At 41.4% G+C, this 18,745-nt stretch carries 13 protein-coding genes; 4 read left to right on the top strand and 9 right to left on the bottom strand.

The annotated features are described in order from the left end of the window. Window positions 1–313: 313 nt before the first annotated feature. A complete protein-coding gene (rne, locus tag FVA69_RS09110; RefSeq protein WP_164528738.1) occupies window positions 314–3,601 on the top strand; it encodes a ribonuclease E in 3,288 nt (1,095 codons plus the stop codon). A gap of 198 nt (window positions 3,602–3,799) precedes the next feature. Then, entirely contained in the window at window positions 3,800–4,090 is a 291-nt protein-coding gene (locus tag FVA69_RS09105; protein ID WP_004253191.1) for a putative quinol monooxygenase, read from the top strand. A gap of 349 nt (window positions 4,091–4,439) precedes the next feature. Here the strand turns inward: FVA69_RS09105 and FVA69_RS09100 are convergent, their stop codons facing one another. From FVA69_RS09100 to FVA69_RS09090, 3 genes are read right to left on the bottom strand one after another with little or no spacing between them, the layout of a single operon-like run. Further along, window positions 4,440–5,255, bottom strand: a complete 816-nt coding sequence (locus tag FVA69_RS09100; RefSeq protein WP_196719448.1) for a dimethyl sulfoxide reductase anchor subunit family protein — start codon at window positions 5,253–5,255, stop codon at window positions 4,440–4,442. Between the two features lie 2 nt (window positions 5,256–5,257). Beyond that, the gene (locus tag FVA69_RS09095) at window positions 5,258–5,806 is read right to left on the bottom strand and encodes a 4Fe-4S dicluster domain-containing protein (RefSeq protein ID WP_004911860.1); all 549 of its coding nucleotides are present in this window, start codon (window positions 5,804–5,806) and stop codon (window positions 5,258–5,260) included. Between the two features lie 2 nt (window positions 5,807–5,808). Further along, window positions 5,809–8,139: a molybdopterin-containing oxidoreductase family protein gene (locus FVA69_RS09090; RefSeq protein WP_004911861.1), complete on the bottom strand. Its 2,331-nt coding sequence runs from the start codon at window positions 8,137–8,139 to the stop codon at window positions 5,809–5,811. Window positions 8,140–8,346: 207 nt separating this feature from the next. On the opposite strand from FVA69_RS09090, the gene FVA69_RS09085 reads away from it, so the two are divergent. Beyond that, entirely contained in the window at window positions 8,347–9,036 is a 690-nt protein-coding gene (locus tag FVA69_RS09085) for a helix-turn-helix domain-containing protein (RefSeq protein WP_004911864.1), read from the top strand. Between the two features lie 79 nt (window positions 9,037–9,115). On the opposite strand, the gene tmaR is transcribed toward FVA69_RS09085, so the two are convergent. Together tmaR and FVA69_RS09075 are read right to left on the bottom strand one after the other, a co-directional pair. Then, the gene (gene tmaR, locus FVA69_RS09080; protein WP_004253179.1) at window positions 9,116–9,448 is read right to left on the bottom strand and encodes a PTS system regulator TmaR; all 333 of its coding nucleotides are present in this window, start codon (window positions 9,446–9,448) and stop codon (window positions 9,116–9,118) included. Between the two features lie 124 nt (window positions 9,449–9,572). Then, window positions 9,573–10,856, bottom strand: coding sequence for an MFS transporter (locus tag FVA69_RS09075; RefSeq protein WP_004911868.1), 1,284 nt, complete (start codon window positions 10,854–10,856; stop codon window positions 9,573–9,575). A 350-nt stretch (window positions 10,857–11,206) separates the two neighbouring features. Here FVA69_RS09075 and sbcB point away from each other — a divergent pair, with 350 nt between their 5' ends. Beyond that, window positions 11,207–12,634: an exodeoxyribonuclease I gene (gene sbcB / locus FVA69_RS09070; protein ID WP_109911592.1), complete on the top strand. Its 1,428-nt coding sequence runs from the start codon at window positions 11,207–11,209 to the stop codon at window positions 12,632–12,634. Between the two features lie 71 nt (window positions 12,635–12,705). Here the strand turns inward: sbcB and dld are convergent, their stop codons facing one another. From dld to FVA69_RS09050, 4 genes are all read right to left on the bottom strand, one after another. After that, window positions 12,706–14,445 carry a D-lactate dehydrogenase gene (gene dld, locus FVA69_RS09065; protein WP_164528737.1) on the bottom strand — a complete coding sequence of 580 codons (1,740 nt, stop codon included), beginning with the start codon at window positions 14,443–14,445 and terminating at the stop codon, window positions 12,706–12,708. A 301-nt stretch (window positions 14,446–14,746) separates the two neighbouring features. Further along, window positions 14,747–16,132 (bottom strand): APC family permease, encoded by a 1,386-nt coding sequence (locus tag FVA69_RS09060; RefSeq protein ID WP_164528736.1) that lies wholly within the window; start codon window positions 16,130–16,132, stop codon window positions 14,747–14,749. Further along, window positions 16,122–16,334 (bottom strand): hypothetical protein, encoded by a 213-nt coding sequence (locus tag FVA69_RS09055; protein WP_004253162.1) that lies wholly within the window; start codon window positions 16,332–16,334, stop codon window positions 16,122–16,124. The genes FVA69_RS09060 and FVA69_RS09055 overlap by 11 nt, the downstream gene beginning before the upstream one ends. A 360-nt stretch (window positions 16,335–16,694) precedes the next feature. After that, on the bottom strand, window positions 16,695–18,677 hold the full coding sequence (locus FVA69_RS09050) for a ligand-gated channel protein (RefSeq protein ID WP_109911589.1): 1,983 nt from the start codon (window positions 18,675–18,677) through the stop codon (window positions 16,695–16,697). Window positions 18,678–18,745 lie beyond the last annotated feature (68 nt).

Raw genomic sequence — 18,745 nt, 5'->3', positions numbered from 1 at the left:
TATAGGATTTCTTATTTGATGGCGTAACAATGCAGCAATGGCGTAAGACATTTAGCAACATCAAATAAATTAGCGAGCAACGAATTTTGGCTTATTGGGTTAGGAACTTCCGTTTTCTTTAATAACTTACGGCATCCTGATTAAGAACGCTGAATTTTTAATCTAAAAATCAGGTTCACCGAATACTGCGCGTCTCTATACGAACGACTGCCGCGAGGCAGACGGTTTTGTAAAAATCACGAGGCCATCGGTTTACAGTAGCTCTTTCTTTCGCTGCTCTTTATTTAAAAGAAAATAATGAGTAAGTAATAACATGAAAAGAATGCTAATAAACGCAACTCAACAGGAAGAGTTGCGTGTTGCCCTTGTTGACGGGCAACGTCTCTATGATTTGGATATTGAAAGTCCCGGTCATGAGCAAAAAAAGGCCAACATCTATAAAGGTAAAATCACTCGTATCGAACCTAGTCTTGAAGCTGCTTTTGTTGACTACGGCGCTGAAAGACACGGTTTCCTTCCTATCAAAGAAATCGCTCGTGAATATTTCCCAAGCAACTATCACTCTCAAGGCCGTCCTAACATCAAAGATGTGTTAAAAGAAGGCCAAGAAGTTATCGTTCAAGTGGATAAAGAAGAGCGTGGCAATAAAGGTGCGGCGCTAACCACCTTCATTAGCTTGGCAGGAAGTTACCTCGTTTTAATGCCAAATAACCCACGTGCGGGGGGCATTTCACGTCGTATCGAAGGCGAAGATCGAACTGAACTAAAAGAAGCACTGTCTTCTTTACAAATTCCAGACGGCATGGGCTTAATCGTTCGTACCGCAGGTGTGGGTAAATCTGCAGAATCGCTGCAACAAGATTTACTCTACCGTTTACGTCACTGGGAAGCGATCCAAAAAGCCGCTGAAAATCGCCCTGCACCGTTCTTGATTCACCAAGAAAGTAACGTTATTGTCCGCGCATTCCGCGATTATCTGCGCCCAGATATCGGCGAAATTTTGATTGACAACCCAAAAGTTGTCGAAATGGCACGCAACCATATCGAAGCTATCGGCCGTGGTGATTTTGCAAGCAAAATCAAACACTACAGTGGTGATGTTCCACTCTTTAGCCACTACCAAATTGAATCACAAATCGAATCTGCGTTCCAACGTGAAGTTCGCTTGCCATCAGGCGGTGCATTAGTAATTGATACCACTGAAGCATTGACCGCTATCGATATCAACTCTTCACGTTCAACACGTGGTGGCGATATCGAAGAAACTGCGTTCAACACTAACTTAGAAGCGGCTGATGAAATTGCACGCCAATTGCGTCTTCGCGACTTGGGTGGTTTGATTGTTATCGACTTTATCGATATGACACCCGTTAGGCATCAACGTGAAGTTGAAAACCGCCTACGTGAAGCGGTACGTCAAGACCGTGCACGCATTCAAATTGCACGCATCTCACGCTTTGGGTTATTGGAGATGTCTCGTCAACGTTTGAGCCCTTCTTTAGGTGAGTCAAGCCACCATGTGTGTCCTCGCTGTTCAGGAACCGGAACCATTCGTGACAACGAATCACTTTCTCTGTCCGTTCTTCGTCTTATTGAAGAAGAAGCACTGAAAGAAAATACCCATGAAGTGCATGCCATTGTCCCCGTACAAATCGCCTCTTACCTGCTGAACGAAAAACGCAAAGCGGTCAGTGATATCGAACAACGTCAAAGCCATGTCCGTGTTGTTGTTGTTCCTAATGACCAAATGCAAACGCCTCACTTCCATGTGATCCGCATTCGTAAAGGTGAAGAAGTCAATACGTTAAGCTATAACTTAGCGCAATATCACGAAACAGAGACGTTAAATCAGATTGATGAAACGACATCTGAACGTAAAACACCTGAGCAACCTGCAATTTCTGCTTTTGCACTGCAAGAGCCTGTAGACATGTCTACAGTGAAACCAAAAGAAACTGTAACAAAAGCACCTGTTAAATCAGCGGCGGCTGAACCTGCATCCCCTAGTTTGTTCAGCAAAATTGCGGCATTCTTTAAAGGCCTGTTTGGCGAAGAAGAAAAAGTGGTTGAGAAACCAGCGCCGAAAAACCGCAATAATAATGAGCGCCGTCGGAATAATGATCGTCGCAACAATAACCGTCGTAATAATAATCGTCGTGACCGCGATGATACTGATAATCGTGATAACCGTGATAATCGCGACAACCGTAATGATCGCAATAATCGTAATGCATCAGCGGATGAAACGAATAATCGCAATAAAGGTCGCAACAATAAGAATACGAACACGCAAGACGAGCAAACAACTGACAATGCGAATCGTGATAATCAGCAACAACGTCGTGAACAACGCGCTGAACGTCGCCGTCGTCAAGATGAAAAACGTCAACAGCAAGTTGCTAAATCACAACAAGATGTTCAGCAAGACAATGTAGAGAATGCGGCTGAAAAGGAAGAAGAACAACGTCCTGTTACGCCACGTCGCCAACGTCGTCAATTGACACAAAAAATCCGTGTAACAGACAACGAACAAGTGGCTGAAGTGACTGAAGTCGCGGAGGCAATGCCTGTTGCTGCATTACCAGCACTCGTTGCCCCTACTACCCCAGTTGAAAGTGACGCACAAACTGACGACCTGCAAGAGTTAAACACTCAAGCAGAAGGCGAAGAAAAGCAAGACACCATCATTCCACGACGCTCACGTCGTTCACCACGTCACTTACGTGTCAGTGGGCAACGTCGCCGTCGTTATCGTGATGAACGCCATCTAACTAAATCACCAATGCCATTAATCGCTGCCGTTGCCTCACCTGAGCTGGCGTCTGGCAAAGTATTTATTCATTACCCAATTGCCCAGCCTCAACAAGAAAGCATGGCAATCATCACTAATGAAGAAATGCTTGAACAACAAAGTATTAATAATGCTCCTGTAGCAGAAACGACAAATGTTACCCCGTCACAAAGTAGCGTGGCCGTCACTCCTGTCGTGGCTGAGGAAGTTAAGCAAGAGTCGCATGACACTCCAGTGGAAACCGTTAATACTGAAGAAACATCTTTAGTTAACGAAGCAACCACTGTCGATCACATGGTTGAATCAGCACCAATTGCCATCGATGAAACTAACGGTACACAGGAAGTTGAAACCGTCGAAGTAATAAAAGAGACTGTAGAAATAGCGGCTGAGATTATTGAACCGCAAGTTGAAATAGCTCAAACAGAAACGGTTGAAAGCGTTACTATCGTAGACGAACAAACGGCGCCTGTTATTGTCAATGAAGAGGTTAATGACGTCGTTGAAGAAACGCAGCTTCCTCAAGTTACTATCACGGCTTCAACTGAAGTAGTCAGTGTCGAGGAAGTTATCGAACCTGTTGCCGTAGCTGAACCAGCAACGGTAGCAAGCAGCCCAGCGGTCAGCTTACATAAACGTCATGCTTATTCTCCAATGACAAAAGCACCAGCCCCTGCAGTTGCTGCTGCACCATTTGAGATAACAGAATTCCAGCGTGAAGCCTCTACCTTTGAAGGTAAAGGTGGCGCAGGTGGCCACGTTGCTTCAAACGTCGCAACCTCTGAAATGGCAAAACCTGCTGATTTCTAACAACTCGCTAGCTGTAAACATAAAAGCCTTGATAGGAAACTATCAGGGCTTTTTTATTACAATACATTTCATGAATAATAAATTTTTTAATTAAAAAAAACTCATCATCTCGCCAGTTTTTTACATTGAGCTCTCAACGAATTTGTGTTTGTATTGCTGTGTTTATACACAGTTATTTTATAAAGAAAAGGGAAATATATGTTAAAAGTCATTGCGGAAGATTTTATTCAAAGCGAAGCGATTGAGATTGTTATGCCGCTATACCGTGAATTGGTCGCTGCAACTAAACAAGAACCATTGTGTATCAGTTATGACCTTTACGTTGACCAAAAAGATCCTGGGCACTTTATTTTTATCGAGGAGTGGCCGAATCAAGAAGCGCTCGATATTCACTGTGCCAGCGAACATTTCAAACGCCTCGTTCCTCTAATCAACAGCTATAAGCGTTCGGACCCTATTATCAAACTGATGAATGGTGCTTTTGAATAAGCACATTAACTAAACGTGCCCCCAAGCATATAACTAGTACCCATACACAACACTACAGGCCGAATTCTGATATCGACAAAAAAACCTACATAATCCTCTAAATATTTCTGCCTGTCGCTAGGCGGCAAGCTAAACAAGACCCTAGGAGCATACACGAGTATGTGACTAGGGCGAGTGTGCGACGCCCGCAACACGACAGACTGAAATATGATGAATACATAATCCTCTAAATAGTTCGGCCTGTCGCTAGGCGGCGAGCTAAACAAGACCCTAGGAGCATACACGAGTATGTGACTAGGGCGAGTGTGCGATGCCAACAACGCGACAGGGCGAAATATGACGAGGATTTTTAGAACCAAGGAGCTTGGGTCATCACCGAACCATAAAACAAGGCTCTGCCAGCTAACTCTCCGCTAAACATCGCCAACATTATCAATACAAGTAAGACGGCGGATGGTCGCTCCTTGTATGCTTTTATCACCATAATGCAAGGCAATATCATACTCATCACTACTTGCCACCATAGCAAGTAGCTCCCGCCTTGGCTTGCAGGTAATTGTAAGCGAATAATCTGTGCAATTAATACCAATGCAACGCCTATCAGCACGCCAACTTTAATGGTCGAGGGTAATAACTTGCCTTGCCCAATAACAAATAAGGCTACTAGACTAAAACCAAGGACAATTGCACTGCCTATAAACGCGATTTGGGTTGCCGGTGTATGCCATAATGGGTGAGCAACCATTTGATAATAGACTTGTGCTGTGACAAGTATAGCGGCTAATCCACCAATCCCACTGATCCAGCCTAATATCGTATTGCGCGTGTTTACTGTGGGTTGCAACCAGCAAGATAGAGCCCACAAAGTGATAACACCATTTAATAATACAAATGTCACAGCCTCGCGACTTAGCCATGAATGACTTAGCCCCAGAACGGAACGGTATGCTTCGAGAGGCACACCTAAATGCCCCATTGACATAGATGAACCAATAACTTCAATCAGCCATATCAATAGCACTGCGCGACGTAATACAGAGCCTGATAATAAGGAGCCCTGACAGGCTTTCATTTGGTAAATGGTTAATGCGAGAACAGCACCAATCCCCCATTGGCTCATCACTGTAAAAAATACTAGTGGGAGTTCCATATGTTTAATATCCATAATTAATCCTCCATCCCAATGATCACAATATTTGGATGACTGATTGTGTGATCGGGCATGTTGTAACGCTGTTCTAGTACCGCCCAGTTCGTCGTGTGCTTTTTACGTAGTTCAGTGATATCACCAAACTCAATGGCACCCGTAGGGCAAGACTCCACACACCTTGGCAGTAGGCCTTCATCTAACCGTTCCGCACACATATTACACTTGCTGGTTTTCCCTTCTGCTGGGTCAAAGACAGGAGCATGATATGGACAAGCCATAATACACATCTGGCAACCAATACATTTCTCATGATCTTGAACGACAATACCGTCCGCCCGTTTGGTATAGGTGTCTGCTGGGCAAACTTTTAAACACTGTGGGTCATCACAATGGTTACAAGACATCGTAATAAATGCTTGAGTATTCGGTGAATCATCATTGAATTCACGAACTCGACGCCACAAGACGCCCGGCGGGGTCACATTCTCAGATTTACAAGCCATTGAACAAGTGCGGCAACCATAGCAATCTTTTGTATTTATTAAGAAACCATATTGCTTGACCATGATTAAGCCTCCCTTCTTACATCAACTAACGTACTATTACAGCAGTGTCCCGTTCCCAAATGTTCAACTTGGTCATTCGTGACATGACTGCTGCTCCCCCCCTGTTGTTCCCACCAGCCGTTATCCAGTGAAATTACGCCTTTTTTAATATGCGTTGTCACGACAGCAATGGCTCGGTGTTCTCCTCGGTCATTAAAGGTGATTGCCCATTCCCCATTCTTAATACCTCTGGATTTAGCATCTTCAGGGTGAATCAAGACATTCGGCTGGTTTCGTTGTACTTCAAGGATCCATTCATTCATTCCATGACTTGAATGCACACTACGCGCTAACTTGCGCTGAACCGCCATCAAAGGATACTTTTTGGCTAATTCAGGTGAACCTTTAACAGACTCGGTCACTTGGTAGTAAGCGACGACAGGTGAAAAATTTTTCTTTTGCCAATCTTCAACAAATAAGTGTGCTTTTTTGGTTGATGTCCTAAACACACCATCTTTGAACGGTATCCAATCCCCTTCGACTGGGCGTACTGGCCCTTTTTCTAACATTTGGCGAGTGATACCAGAGCCGACTAAACAGGCATCAATATAGTGCTCTATTGGCTTATTAAATACGTCGCCAAACCCGAAACGTTCTGCTAATCGGGCGAAAATCCAATAGTCGGGTTTTGCTTCACCTGCTGGCTCAACCGCCTTTTCCATTAATTGGACATATTGGCTACGAACGCCCGCCATCAAACTGGTATCTTCAAAAATAGTGGTCACCGGTAAAACTAAATCAGCATATAAGGCTGTTGAGCTCATGAGGTTATCGGCTACCACAACAAATGGAACTTTCTTTAGTGCTTCGCGAACCTTGTTGGTATTCGGCAATTGGGTCATAACCCCCATCGTCATAATCCACCAGAAATTAATCGGATGTGGCTTTTCATTGACGATAAAATCGCCAACTTTCGCTACAGGAATGGGAGGAATGTTTTTCACATTCGGCGCCGGTGGCACTATTGGACTAAAATTAGCCATTTGCCGAGCTCCGCCAGCATCACAAACACCCGCCCCTCGTTTACCTATATTTCCAGTCAATAAGGCGAGATAGAACTGGCTTCCTGCGACATAAGCGCCATGTTCGGTTCGTTGTGCTCCTGACATGTTTTGCACAATCATTGAAGGAGTTATTGATGAGTAATCCCGAGCAAGACGTACAATAGTTTCCGTTGGAACATCCGTTTCTTCACTGACCCGGGCAATATCCCAACCTTTTGCTTGCTGGTAAATTTGTTCAAAAACAGTGGTGTAATTCAAATCCTCTGGAAGTTCATGTTGAAAAAGTGCCGGTTTAATGCCCGATGAATCATGACGAACTAATTGTCTGCTTAATGTGTCGAAAACTAAATAGCTGTCCTTATCATCTTTGTTTTGCCTGACTTGTTTTTGATTCGCATCGACCAAATAAACCGCGCCAGTATGAGCCCTCAAGAAATTTTCATCTATCCGGTTTTCTTCAATAATAATTTTAATCATACCTAAAGCAAGCGCGGTATCTGTCCCTGGAATAATAGGTATCCACTCGTCCGCTTTTGCAGCTGTTTCACTAAAACGCGGATCAATCACCACTAATCGAGCGCCATTTCTTCTCGCTTGGTTATAATTTTTAAAATAGGCTTGCATCGTAACAGCTGGGTTATTGCCCCAACACAGGATATAACGGCTATCCGCTATCGTATCGCGGGTATCTGCATACCTCAGGCCGAGCATCGGGATCATCGCAGCTGTTACAGCAGAGCAACAAAGTGAACCCGCTTGTTTCGTTGACCCGCCTAAATAATCAAAGAAAGCCTTCCCCATATCATTTTTAATCGAGTCCATATTTCCGGCATGAGTGGAAATAAACAACCCTTCATTACCATATTTATCAATGGTCTCTCTAATATTTTTTTCAATAAGATCCAGCGCCTCATCCCAACTTATCGGTTTGAATTCAGCTTTACCTTTTTCGCCTACTCGTAGTAACGGTGTTTTGATGCGTTGATCATGATAGACCCATTTAGTTCGGCTCATACCTCGCAAGCAACATTTGACATTAAACCCTTCCGTCGCCTGAATTTTCATCAGCTTACCTTGGTAGGTATATGCGGTTAGGTTGCAATGTAAACACTCCATTGCACAAGTTGACCGAAATGTTTTGTAGTCCGACAGTTTGAGTCGCACCTTCGGTAAGGGTTGATTGCTGTTTCCTTGTGCATAAGAACAGGGGGCGATACTCGCCAACCCTACAACGCCAAGCCCTTTGAGTAGAGTTCGGCGTTTCAAACGTAGTGAATTTATCGTTTTCATTATAGTAAACCTCGACATTGCCTTTATAAGTACACTATATATATACGCCATTCACTAAAGATGAACTTGAGTAGCATCAATAATTCTATCTATTTATAGGTAATAAGGTGCTACCGCTTTCGGATTATTCTTCTGCGTTATTGGTTCGTTAGCAGCGCAAGGCAACTCATGGTAAAATTTCAGGACTTGTTAAACTGAGGTTTATGTATGTCTACTCTGCAAGGTGTTAATTCTGTTGATATAGCCGTAAGCATTTTAAATTATATTGCTCAAAATGGGGGCATTGCTCGTGCAGCGGATATTTCAAAAGGTTGTGAGATATCAAAAAGCCGTCTACATAAATATTTGGTTTCACTGTGCCGTACACAAATGCTGTACCAAGATACTCAAACTAGCCGTTATGGTTTAGGCCGCAATTTAACCTTCTTAGCTAATTTTGTTAAACCTGAAGACTCATACATCGACGCCATTAACAATAATTTGATTCAATTTCGCGATGAACAAAACGTTTCAACAGGCATAGCCACGCGTCTAGGAAAGGCACTGTCTTTAGTGAAATATAATCGTAGCTTCAAAAATATTGAAATTGACTTTTTACCTAACACGCCATTGCCTGTCGTAAAAAGTGCTGCTGGGCTGATTTATTCTGCATTTGATAACCAATTTGGTTCGAATTCCTATTCGCAGGACGAAATTAATAAAGTTATCCAACAAGGCTATGCCATCCGTTACCAACCAACTGAAGGAATTCCCGGAGCGCAATCTATTGCTTGTCCTGTATTTAATGGCGAAGGCCAGCTTGTCGCAGCAGCAGTGACGATGGGATTTATTGCAGAAAATGAAATGGAAAGGTTAGCAACCGCATTAATCAAACAAGTTAATAGGTTAAATTTATAATCACTACGTGCGGTCGATGCTATCTATCAACTCAAGTCAAAAACAATAAAGCCGAGATGACCTCGGCTTTACGTGGTAATTATTTCACATCAATACGCGGTAATTCACCCATCTCTTTGAGCTTTTTCGATATTTCACGACGTTCTTTGGAGAGTTCAGCGTTCTTGATAATATAATCATCAACACGATCATCATAATCACTACGCATATTCGCAATAATTGCCTGAATATCTTCAATCGACATACCTGGTTTTATATATTCACTCAAGTTATCCAGCAGCAAAACACGCTTCTGGTTATCACGAATTTTTTTCTCATTGTCGGTGATTTCACGACGAATTTTATTTTTGCGACGAAACATACGCACAAATTCCAGAACATTTTGGAAAGACGGCTTGTTAGCGTTGTCCATGTTTAAAACCCTCTAGTCAATATTCAAAACGCATTATCTATTAACACAATACAATCTAATCCTATTGAGTTACAAGCCCGTTTCGCATATTTATCAAATTATTCCGCTGAAAATTGATTTCACTTTATACTTTAACGACCAAATTTTCGGAGTGATCTTGATTACATTTATTTGTTTGATCTTTTTCTCTGATTTCTTGATGACCTGCCCCATCACCTCTGAGACAAAATGCAGATAATATCGTCGTAATAATAACAAATATCCCCATGACCAGATAGGTATCAGCAAAACCAATTTTATCATACCCCCAACCCGCTAATGGCGATAAAATACTTGCAACGACAGAGCTCATGCAACTAAAGCCAACCAAATAAAGTGTCGATGACAAACGTTTATCGAAATGAAGACTGTTATATTTAAAAATCGCGACTAACAGAATCGGGAGCTCAACGGCATGCAGTAATTTCATTATCGATATCATAATCGCGCCATCAACTAGGCCTGAACCAATAATGCGTAGCGCCATGACAGAACTCGCAAACAGCAATCCATTTTTAGCACCAATTCGGTTGACGATAAATGGCGCTAAAAACATTCCTCCTGCCTCCAAGAAAACCTGCAATGAATTTAGATAACCGTACATCTCATTACCTAATTGCTCACTTTGAAACTGATGGGCAAAATACACCATAAATTGCTGGTCATACACACTGTATATACAGGTACCTAATACAAACAATATCAAAGCCCAAAAATGGGGCTGTACAAACAATTGCAAAGCATCTTTCACAGTGATGGCTGAAGGTTTACCATGTTCAAGGCTATTATAGGCATCTGCGTTTGCCGTTTTTAAATTCAATAAAATAACTAAAAATAATAAGCCTGAAACGGTTGCCATAATAAAATTGTAATCAGGGTTCAGGTTAATATTACGCCCAGCAAAAAACGTTGCAGTCGCCCAACCCAATGAGCCCCACATCCTCGCTTTTCCATATTCAAAATTACGTAATCGGCTAACTCGCTCTGTATAAGATTCAAGTACACCAATGCCCGCATGAAAAGTCATGCCAATAAACAAACCACCAATAACACTACCCAAAAACACATTCCATCTTAGCAACGTACCGAAAACCATAAAAAATGGCCCAGATGAAATCAGTAGAACTGCAATAAATAACAGTAAATTTTTTCGTAATCCTAATTTATCTTGCATAAACCCATAGAGTGGCTGTGCGCAAAGTGCCACAATCGAAATACAAGAGAAAATAAATCCTGTATCCGCCCCATCCAAGCCAACATATTTACGCAGCCAGATTGCGACGACAGAAAACGTTGATGACCACGTGAAAAAGAAAAAAAACAATAATGCACTCAAAGAGGCATAATACTTTCTTGAGCCACGATTCATATTTCATCACCTATCAAAAATTATCTTGATGAAATGTTAAGGTTAACATTAATTTCAAACCACAAAATAGCCTGTTAATTGTGATGTTAATCACTAATGTTAACGTTAACAATTGATATATGTGATATCAATCACGATATACTCTCGCAAATTAATGACGAATGTCTGCTGGGTAAAAGATTTCATCAAATCATCCAAGTTATGCGGCTCTCAATCTCACCCACTCAATATCAGATAGCCTTAGTTTAGCTTTTACGGTAGATAAGGTATCATTAATCAACAAGGTATAGTGAATAGCAATAAATTAACCACTATCAATCTACTATATAATCATCAAAATGGTGAAAACGTTGCAAGATAATAAAAAACAACCGACCTTTTTTATTCATGACTATGAAACCTTTGGTAAGCGCCCTGCTCTCGATAGGCCTGCGCAGTTTGCAGGCGTTCGCACTGACCTTGATTTTAATATCATTGAAGAACCCGAAGTTTTTTATTGTGCTCCGGCTGATGACTATTTACCGCAACCTGAAGCCGTCATGATCACTGGGATCACCCCGCAAGTCGCATTATCTCAAGGCATAAATGAAGCCGAGTTTGCTAAACGAATTCATGCGGCTTTTAGTGTCCCTAATACCTGTATTATGGGCTACAACAATATTCGTTTCGATGATGAAGTTACGCGTAATATTTTTTACCGAAATTTTTACGACCCATATGCATATAGTTGGCAACAAGGAAATTCGCGTTGGGATTTACTCGACACTTTGCGTGCCTGTTTTGCGCTTCGCCCTGAAGGTATTCAATGGCCAGAAAATGAAGATGGTTTACCGAGTATGCGTTTAGAACATTTGACCAAAGCAAATGGGGTTGCTCATGAAAATGCACATGATGCAATGTCTGACGTTTTAGCGACTATAAATATGGCAAAACTGTTGAAAGCCGCTCAACCGCGAATGTTCGATTACTTTTATCAGTTAAGAAATAAAAATAAAATAAGTCAACTTATTGATATTGTAGAAATAACACCATTAGTTCATGTCTCTGGTATGTTTGGCGCATTGCGCTCTTATGTCAGTTTAGTCGCTCCACTTGCTTGGCATCCCGATAACAAAAATGCCGTTATTATGTGCGATTTATCTGCCGATATCTCACCATTAATTGAGTTAGACGTTCAACAATTACGTACCCGATTATATACGCCTAAAGCTGAATTGGCGGGCGCTTCTCCCGTTCCTGTAAAATTAGTTCATATTAATAAATGCCCAATTTTAGCGCCAGAAAAGACACTGCGCCCAGAAGATGCACAGCGAACAGGTGTTGACCGTGACTTATGTATGCGCAATCTGGAAACCTTACGCAAGCACCCTGAAATTCGTAATAAACTAATTGAGTTATTTAGCGAGCCTCAAATATTTGCAGAGTCAGATGATGTCGATACACAAATTTATAATGGTTTTTTCAGTCCTTCTGACCGCTCAACGATGGATATTATTCGTGAAACTTCCCCACAGAACTTACCTGCATTGGAATTAAGTTTTGAAGATAAGCGCATGAAAGAACTTTTCTTTCGCTATAAAGCACGTAATTACCCTGCAACCTTATCTTATGATGAGCAGCAGCGCTGGTTACAGCACCGTAGAGACTACTTTAATGAAGAGCGTTTAACAGAATATATGCAACAAATACAGCTATTACTTGTAGAGCATCAACATGATGAAAAGCGTTGCCAGCAATTAAAAGCATTGATTAATTATGCGAGAGACCTCGCCAGCTAATTTAGTCATAAAAAAGCAGATATTGAAATGCTTACCAATACCTGCTTTTTTTCATTTATATGACACGTGCCTTAATGGTCATGAGAATGACCGCAACCACAATCCCCTTCCCAATTTTTTCGTTTAGTTGTTTTACCTAAACCGGGGTTCATTGTATTTGTTGGGTCAGATTGCTTATAGAACGATTTCAACTGTTCAGGGGCTTTATATAAATGACCTACGTTATGCTCTGCAGGATATTGAGCGCCTCGTTCATCTAACAAAGCTAACATTTTTTCTTTTAGCTCTTTCGGGTCTACGCCTTTTTTCAATACATAATCCTGATGCATAACATGGCACATAAAGTGGCCACAGTATAATTTATGCACCAATAACTTTTCAATTTCTGGTGGTAACGTTTCAAACCAATTTCTATCATTGCGGCGTAATGCGATATCAAGAGGTAAAACATCTTCCACATCTTTGTTGTGGACAGCATGATAACGAACCGCAGAACCCGCAGCAGCAAAACGATGTAAAAATGCTTTTGTTCCCTCCTCGGGTGTACATTCAAAATAGCCGCCATCTGCGCTTGAAAAATAAGATTTTAGCCAAACTTTAGCTTCATCAATGCCGTCTCCAGCCATTTTTAACATTAAGTGGTGTTCGTAACGATCACGGAACTCTTTCATACGAGGCGGCAAATGGGAGGGCCATAATTTACTGAGAATCTGCATAGTACGGTCAATCAGATTTGATGGCAGGAATGGGACTTTATTTAATACCGCATCAATTCGCCCTTTAATGGTGAAAAACATTGGCATTTTGTCAGTGCCGAATTTATCAATCATTAAAAAGGTATCTTTGCCATAAACTTCTGCAATATCGAAGCAACCGCGATGCATATATTCACCTGCTACTGGCAGGTTTTTAAATTCACTCAAAATATAACGACGGATATCTTCCAAAACATCTGGATTATTAGAACCGATATAAAATACCTGTGTTTTTTTATCTGCAGGGAAAGTATCTAAGCGAACAGCAAATACGGCTAATTTTCCAGCGCACCCTGATGCTTCAAATAGACGGCGTTCATCAGCATTAAAGCGTGATGGTGTATCGGCATCGACATCACGAACGCGTTCTGCATATTCGTGATCAGAGGCTAATTTATCGCTAACTTGTACGTCTTCACTGCTATAACCGCGATTTTGCAGATTTGTCAGAATTTCTTCTGGGGTGTCCCCTAAATCGATACCAAGATGATTTACCAATTCTACTTTGCCATCATCATTGACTCGACCATAGAGAGCCAGCTCCGTATAAGCAGGACCTCGGCGTACTAGCGACCCACCAGAACTATTACAAATCCCCCCAACTACAGAAGCACCAATACACGAAGACCCAATCAAAGAGTGCGGTTCGCGCCCTAATGGTTTTAAGATTTTTTCCAGATCGTACAAAGTGCTTCCCGGCATCGCAACCACTTGGTTAAATTCTGGTAAAACTTGAATTTGGTTTAATTTCAATGTACTAATGATGACGATATCGCGATCATAATCATAACCGCTCGGTGTTGACCCTTCGGTTAACCCTGTATTCGCTGCTTGCATCAGGACAATTTTGTCCGCTTCAACACACGCCTTGAAAACATACCATTGTTCGAGCAATGTTGTTGGAAATACAACCGCGATTGCATCCCCCATACCAGAGCGAAAGCCTTTGCGATAACGTTCTGTTTTATGCGGCTCTGTTAAAATATTTTTTTTGCCAACAATATTCCTAAGCGTCAGTAATAACCGTTGATTCTCAGGTTTCTTTGCATCATTCATTTGTGTGCCTTATTAATCGAATTCGTAATTATCATAGTTATGCATTATGTGTTGTAACAACAATATCACATAATATTATGATGTTAATAGGCTACACGCTTTATCTTAAATAATTCTTAACGGGTAAAAAAATAGCGCCTCAAGGACGCTATTTGATCAATTCTAATTCTGAGTATATTCAAAATAGTTCGTGTTGTAGCAAGGCGCCGAGCAAAACGAGCATGGGGAGCATACATAAGTATGTGACCCATGTCGTTTTGAGAACGCAACGCAGCTACAGCGCGAAATATGAAGAATATAGTTAGATGTCGCTCATTTGCGGCATAGGACGCTTAAACATACGCGTTAAAATAGCCATATAAACTAAACCAACCGCAGTCCAGACTAAACCATATACCATTGAATCTTCTTCAATATTTAGCCATAACACACAGACTGTTAATGTCCCTATGACAGGCAAAATCAAATAGTTAATGATATTTTTAGCCCCAGTCATACGGCGTTCACGAATAAAGAATTGGCTGATAACCGAGATATTCACGAAGGTAAACGCGATTAGTGCACCAAAGTTAATTAATGCAGTCGCAAAATCCATTTCAAACCAGATAGCGCCTAGTGCTAAGAAACCAACCATTAATACGTTATATGCAGGAGTGCGCCACGTTGGGCTAACATAACCAAATACTTTTTCTGGGAATACCCCATCACGCCCCATTACATACATCAAACGCGCACTACCCGCATGAGCCGCCATACCTGACGCTAATACCGTAACACATGAGAACACCAGAATGATTGACTGGAAGAATGTTCCAGCAACAAAACGCATAATATCTGGTTGTGTTTCATTAATATTCTTAAAGCGTGATACATCAGGGAAGTATTGCTGTAAGAAGAAAGAAACGGTAATAAAGATAACCCCACCAATTAACGCAGTTAAGAAAATAGCACGCGGGATAACTTTACCTGCATTTGGCGTTTCTTCTGACAGTGAGCTTAATCCGTCGAAACCTAAGAATGAAAAACAAAGAATTGTCGCCCCAGCTATCAGCGGAATCACTTCGGTTTTTTCATTAGCAAATGGGTTAAAGGTCCAAATTTCTCCTGTACCTTCACCGTTAGTGACACCGTGGATAACAAGCCCAGTAAACACAGCCATGACACCAACTTGGATAATCGCAATCACGGTACTTAAGTTCGCTATTACGTTGATACCGCGTAAGTTTGCTGCCGTCATCAATATGACTAGACCCACAACAAAAATCGCTGGTTCAACATTAGGGAAAATATCTTGTAAATAAATTTTAGCCAATAAGATGTTGATCATTGGCATAAAAATATAGGACAGCAAGGATGTCCAACCCACCAAGAAGCCAATATGAGGGCTCATTGATTTTTGGGCATAAGTGTACGCTGAACCGGCTGATGGGAAACGCTTCACCAATTTACCGTAGCTCAGAGCAGTAAACAGTATCGCAGCAAGTGCAATAATGTATGAAGTTGGAACATGTCCACCGGTTTTATCTGACACCATTCCGAAGGTATCAAATATCGTCATTGGCTGGATATACGCAATACCGATCATCACTACTTGCACCAATGTTAAGGTTTTTGCAAGTTGTACGCGGTTATTCGCACCCGTTTGATTGTGACCGATGTCTAATGGAATTGGAGTATTATTTTGCACGTCTAAGCCCTCCCATAACTTTCGATTGCATACTACTTCGGCTTAATCGACAGTTACTGGGAAGACTTTGCATCTGCCTATAGGCAGAGAAAAACGAAGAAAGGGAGAAAGGCGTGTGAGCGAAGCCACCGAGAGCCCCGTAGTCATCGATACGGCAGCCGCCAGCGCCTGGCCCTGCTGCGAATGCGAAAAAGTAAGCCATAAAAGCATTCCTCAAATCGGTAGCGAAAAATGTTTGCTACACGTAAATATTAAAATTATCTCTCCGGCTCTATGTCCGGCCCCGCTAGAATGAACGTTCCTAAAAACAAAAAAACCGATGCTTCATTTGATTAAGCATCAGTTATTTTTTAGTTCGCGCATTTTGCACGCCATAACTCGAAATAGCAAGTTAAATTGTTAACAAATCACCCTATTTTCCATGAGAAATTTTGATTATTTCTGACTTTTTGCCATATCTGCTTATAACCTCTTTTTCTTATGATTTTTATCAGGTTTTAATCAACAAAAAACCCTTTGGTAGAAGCCAAAGGGTTTGGATTAATCGAAATTATTTTTTCGATTAGAAGTTGTAGTTGATACCGATATTGTAGCGACGGCCTTCTAATTCAGCACCGTAAGTCGCATTATCGATTCGGCGATCTAATACGTTATATACGCCACCAACAATGTTCGCATTCTTGTTAAGCTGATAACTTGCACCTAAATCAAACAAAGCATAAGATGCTGTACCACTTGACATTTTTTGTCCGCGACCTTGGTATTCAGAGGTTTTTCCACGGAAATTCATACGTGTCCATGTTTCTAAATCTTCAGTTGTTTGCCATGTCAGTGTGGAGTTAGCCATATGTTTAGGCTGCTTATTTAATGGCTTACCTTTATTTACACCACTTTTCTGTTCAGTATCAGTATAGGTGTAGTTAGCTGCAAAACTTAAGTCATCCACAATACGCCAGTTGAAAGTTAGTTCAACACCGCGCATTCTTGCTTTATCAACGTTCGCTTTATCGCTAATGAAACGATACGGTTGGTTAGGTTTGTCACCTTCACCATCTTGAGCTACTGTACATGCTCTTACTGTGCTACTATTTTCTTCACAACGCCTAACTTCAGTAATTTTATCTTTAAAGTCAGTGTTATAGATAGTTATCCCCGCAGTAATATTATCTTGATTGTTCCAGATAACACCAATTTCTTCGGTCACACTTTTCTCTGGTTTTAAGTCAGGATTACCATAAATAACGGCATTACCTGCATTACCACCTGTTGCTTGTCCCCAGTTTGCAGACGATTCACGCAAGCTTGGTGCTTTGTAACCTGTAGTTACCCCACCTTTAATTGTCCATTGTTCATCAGCATGCCATACACCATACAAACGTGGCGTCCAGTGTGAACCGTAGTTTTCGTCTTTATCCATACGAATACCACCCGTTAACGCAAAGTCATTGGTCATTAACCATTCATCTTCTGCGAATAACGCCCAGCTATATCGTTCAAGCTGATTATACTGTTTAAATTTATTACCTTCGTCTTTCAATTTCTCTTTACGATATTGACCGCCAATACTTAAACTATGGTCACCCAGTAAAAAGACACTTTGATTACGGAAAACAAGGTCTTCTGCCGTCATTTTACGGCCTGGGTTTTTTGTCTCATCATATTGAACATAGGTATCTGTTGATGCAATATCATAAATACCCGTATGGGTTAATGCCATATGAGTCAACTCATATTTGCTAAAACCGCTACCGTCGCCTCTTTTGCTTGTATAACCTTCACGGTCATCACGGTGTTGGTTATCACGTTTAAATTCTGCGTCGAAGGTATTTTTGTCATCTGGGGTCAACGATACTGTTGCTCCACCACTCGCCATGATTTGGCGGTTAAAACCATTAATGATTTTATCTTCACCACGATGAGAATATTGCCCTTGTAGTTTTACACCCAATAACCCATCAATTAATGGCCCAGATGTATAGAAACTGCCTTGGCCTGTATTACCTGAATTTTTACGTTCTGTTAATGTTGTATCAGCACGTAAACTGGTCGTCCACTCTTGTTGTACGCGACGAGTGATAATATTAATTACCCCTCCCATCGCATCTGAACCATACAGCGATGACATTGGGCCACGTACCACTTCAATACGTTCAATAGCTGGTAATGGTGGTAACCAACCTTGTTCAATACCAGAGCCATCACTATTTGGGCGAGTTGTACGTGTGTCAACACGTTTACCATCGATTAAAATCATGGTGTATTTAGCATCCATACCACGGATGCTGATATCTGAGCTACTGCCGCCACCGGTCACTAAAACACCCGGTACATCTTTTAATGCGTCAGTCACATCACGGTAAGCTTTAGTTTCGAGTTGTTCGCGCGTCACAACAGAAATAGACGCAGGTGCATCTTCAATTTTCTGTTGGTAGCCTGATGCCGTTGTCACATAGATTTTATCATTACTATCATCAGCAAATGCAGGCGCCGCAGCAATAGCCGCAATAATGCTAATTGCCACTTTTCTTTTATTAAAAACAACCATTCCCAACTCTCCAAGAGATATTTTGTTTTATATATGAATTGATTTGCTCACATTGATTTCATTGAATC

Source organism: Providencia sp. PROV004 (assembly GCF_011045615.1).
GTDB classification, from domain to species: Bacteria; Pseudomonadota; Gammaproteobacteria; order Enterobacterales; family Enterobacteriaceae; genus Providencia; species Providencia rettgeri.
This window is presented reverse-complemented; position numbering and strand designations above follow the sequence as displayed.